The organism is Sediminibacterium sp. C3, assembly GCF_000508085.1.
GTDB lineage: Bacteria > Bacteroidota > Bacteroidia > Chitinophagales > Chitinophagaceae > Sediminibacterium.
Window position 1 is genome coordinate 3,213,939 of the sequence record NZ_KI669560.1, and the last position, 2,950, is coordinate 3,216,888.

The window sequence follows — 2,950 nt, forward strand, 5'->3', positions numbered from 1 at the left end:
ATAACCGTGGTATAATTTCTAACAGAGTACCAATTGAAAAGCGACCTAAAATAGTCAATAAACGAATTAGGCCAGGAGATATTGAAGTTGATTTTATGATGGGTAAGAATCATAAAGGAGCATTATTGGTAATGACAGATAGGGCTACTTTGCATACCAGTCTTCACAAACTTCGTAACAGGCGTAGTGAAACAGTAAGTAAAGCCATTATTAAAAAGCTGGAGCAGGCAGACTATCCAGTGTACACTGTAACTTTTGATAATGACTTGGGATTTGCTAATCATATGGATGTTGCCGAAGCGTTGAATGTTGAAACTTACTTTACTAGACCGTATACCAGTCAAGATAAAGGAACAGTTGAAAACAGAATTGGACAGATCAGAAGGTTTTTCCCTAAAAAGACTGACCTTAGTCTGGTGACTGATTATCAAGTAAAACGTGTTGAACAATTATTAAACGATAGACCAGTAAGAAAATTTAATTACCTAACCCCTAATCAAGTGCTACAACAAAAAATTGCACTTATTACTTGAACTTAGAGAATCCTAGTTTTTACTAACTTATATTCAGGTAAGCCAATATATTCTGAAGCATCTAATTCTGCTTTTTGGGTCATAAAATCATACCAGTCTTTATGCAATTGACTAAGCAACATTTGTTTTATCTCGGAATATTCCTTTTGTTGATATAAATCTTTTACTTCTTGATAAAGACTATTTAAGTCTTTTTGAAGAGATGTAAGAAGTTCTAAATCTGCAATTAATTGGTTAGTTGAATGAAGCATAAATTAATATTATCAATTATGAATATAAAGATTCCAATGACAATCTCAGAATTTGCGTAGAATTTAGAGAAACTACTTTTATGTTTAATTGAACAAGATAACTCGTGTTGAGTATTTTAAAAGTAATGAAAATATATTAATTGCAAAAAAGCAAATTGACAATGTTCATAATTATAAAATTGGGAAAATGATTGCTTTCCGTGATGCCCTTTCATATAAATTCAATCATTTTTATCTATTGAAAATTTGAAACAAGCAATGTCAATCGAGTCACGCAAGGGATTTTCACCCTTACGTTCTCACGGAACCGTGCTTGATAGTCTCCCATCACACGGCTCTTCTTGTTTATAAATCACAAGTTAATTATAACTTACGGATGTGCCACTTGCCAGTGTGGGAATAATTGAGGATTGAGTTTGTATTGTATTTGCAACCATTTAATTGCTGCTCTTACCCCCAAACCCTTTTCCCATTTAACCCATTTTAATAGTCTCGCATTTAATTGTTTCCAGACATAGTTCATATGACCACTTGAGAACTTATGAAAGTAATTCATGATTCCCCGTATTTGTGGTGTTAAATATTGGGCTAAAGTTACAAGTGGTTTTCGCCGCTTGTGTATATTCCAATCTTTAAACTTTTCCAGTAAACTAGTCCTGGATTTAGTACTAATGAAGATGCTTGGAACAATCAAAACCTTTTCTTTAAACTTTACACAATTGGGGCGTATAGTGAATCCTAAAAAGTCAAAGCCTTTGGGGTATTTCTTTTCTGAATACCCTCTCAGATTGACTATTCTTGTTTTGGTAGGGTGTAAGGTTAGTTTACACTTCTCCATTCTCTGTTTGATTTTGTTAAGCACATATATTGCTTGTTTCTCCGTCTTGCAATGAACTACTATATCGTCTGCATATCGTTCAAATGGCTTTTCTGGATGTTCCTTTGCCATCCACCCATCAAATACTACATGTAGAAAAATATTTGCTAATAACGGACTAATTACTCCACCTTGTGGTGTACCCAACACAGTTCTTGTGGCTTTGCCATCCTGCTCTATTATTCCCGCTTTTAACCATCTCTCTACATACAATTGTACCCATTTGTCTTTGCAGTAATGTGCAACCGCAGTCATTAATAGTTCATGATTAATGGTATCGAAGAAGCCTTGTATGTCGATGTCTATCACAAAATCGTGATTAAAACAATTACTGTTGGCTTTTGCAACAGCATCGTGACAGCTTCGATTGGGTCGATATCCGTATGACCCCTCATGAAAAACGGGTTCCACCTGCAATTCTAAATGTTGCTTGACAACTTGTTGTGCTATGCGGTCCATGATAGTCGGAATGCCTAAACTTCTTATTCCACCATCTTTCTTTGCAATAGCAACTTGGCGAACAGGTGCTGGAAAATATGATCCTGAAGAAAGTCTGTTCCATAGCTTGTATAATAATCTATATGCATTTTTGTCTACATACTCCCATGTCATACCATCTAAGCCAGCACTCCCTTGATTGGCTCTTACTTTCTTGTAAGCCTGCCACACCATTAACTTGGTAATTGGTTGTTGATTTTTGTCTCAAATAATCTGTCATCCCATTCCTGGTTGTAAATTGGTTTTGATAACTAAACAAGCTTAATCCTTCGCTCCACTTAGTTTCTTAAGTTTCCTCACTACTATGATTAAGTCTGCCGCCATTGCTTCGCCTCATCCAAAAGCGTTTGTTCCTCTTTCGATTTTACAAAACAACAATGACTTCACTTGTTCCATAAAACAGCCTGTAATACAGTCCTGCCAACTTAACCCCGGATGTCGTGTAACCTATAATCTGGTATTCATTACACTCTATTCGTAAACACAAACGTAACTGCTTACTTTCGACATCGCTATTGCCCTTACGAGGCTTCATCATTGGTTCACTTGCGTTCAGCTCTTGTATTACGCACCTACAGAAATCATCGTTCCTGTTTTTCTTTATCGCTCACTACAAAATCGTTTCCAATTATTGCAGCATAAAGTGGTTTGAAAACTACTCCAGAAAGTCGTCTTCGGAAGACCATAATTTCTCGCTATTATCAGAGAAATTCTTCCATCTGTTTTACAGCATTTAAACATTAATCTCAATAATGTTTAATTCAAGTCACACACGCCCGAGGCTTTACGCA

Annotated in this window: 3 protein-coding genes; 1 reads left to right on the plus strand and 2 read right to left on the minus strand. The window is 35.9% G+C overall.

The annotated features are described in order from the left end of the window. Positions 1–533: IS30 family transposase (locus tag F777_RS17025; protein ID WP_161631533.1), on the plus strand; the 533-nt coding region annotated here is incomplete at its 5' end. 2 nt (positions 534–535) lie between these two features. On the opposite strand, the gene F777_RS0115080 is transcribed toward F777_RS17025, so the two are convergent. Next, the gene (locus F777_RS0115080; RefSeq protein ID WP_026752770.1) at positions 536–784 is read right to left on the minus strand and encodes a hypothetical protein; all 249 of its coding nucleotides are present in this window, start codon (positions 782–784) and stop codon (positions 536–538) included. Positions 785–1,154: 370 nt separating this feature from the next. Next, a complete protein-coding gene (gene ltrA, locus F777_RS0115090; protein WP_051408653.1) occupies positions 1,155–2,333 on the minus strand; it encodes a group II intron reverse transcriptase/maturase in 1,179 nt (392 codons plus the stop codon). Positions 2,334–2,950: the final 617 nt, after the last annotated feature.

Bases quoted from the DNA above. Each gene is read 5' to 3' on its own strand.
- F777_RS0115080 (WP_026752770.1), bottom strand. From the start codon at position 784: ATGCTTCATTCAACTAACCAATTAATTGCAGATTTAGAACTTCTTACA.
- ltrA (WP_051408653.1), bottom strand. From the start codon at position 2,333: ATGGTGTGGCAGGCTTACAAGAAAGTAAGAGCCAATCAAGGGAGTGCT.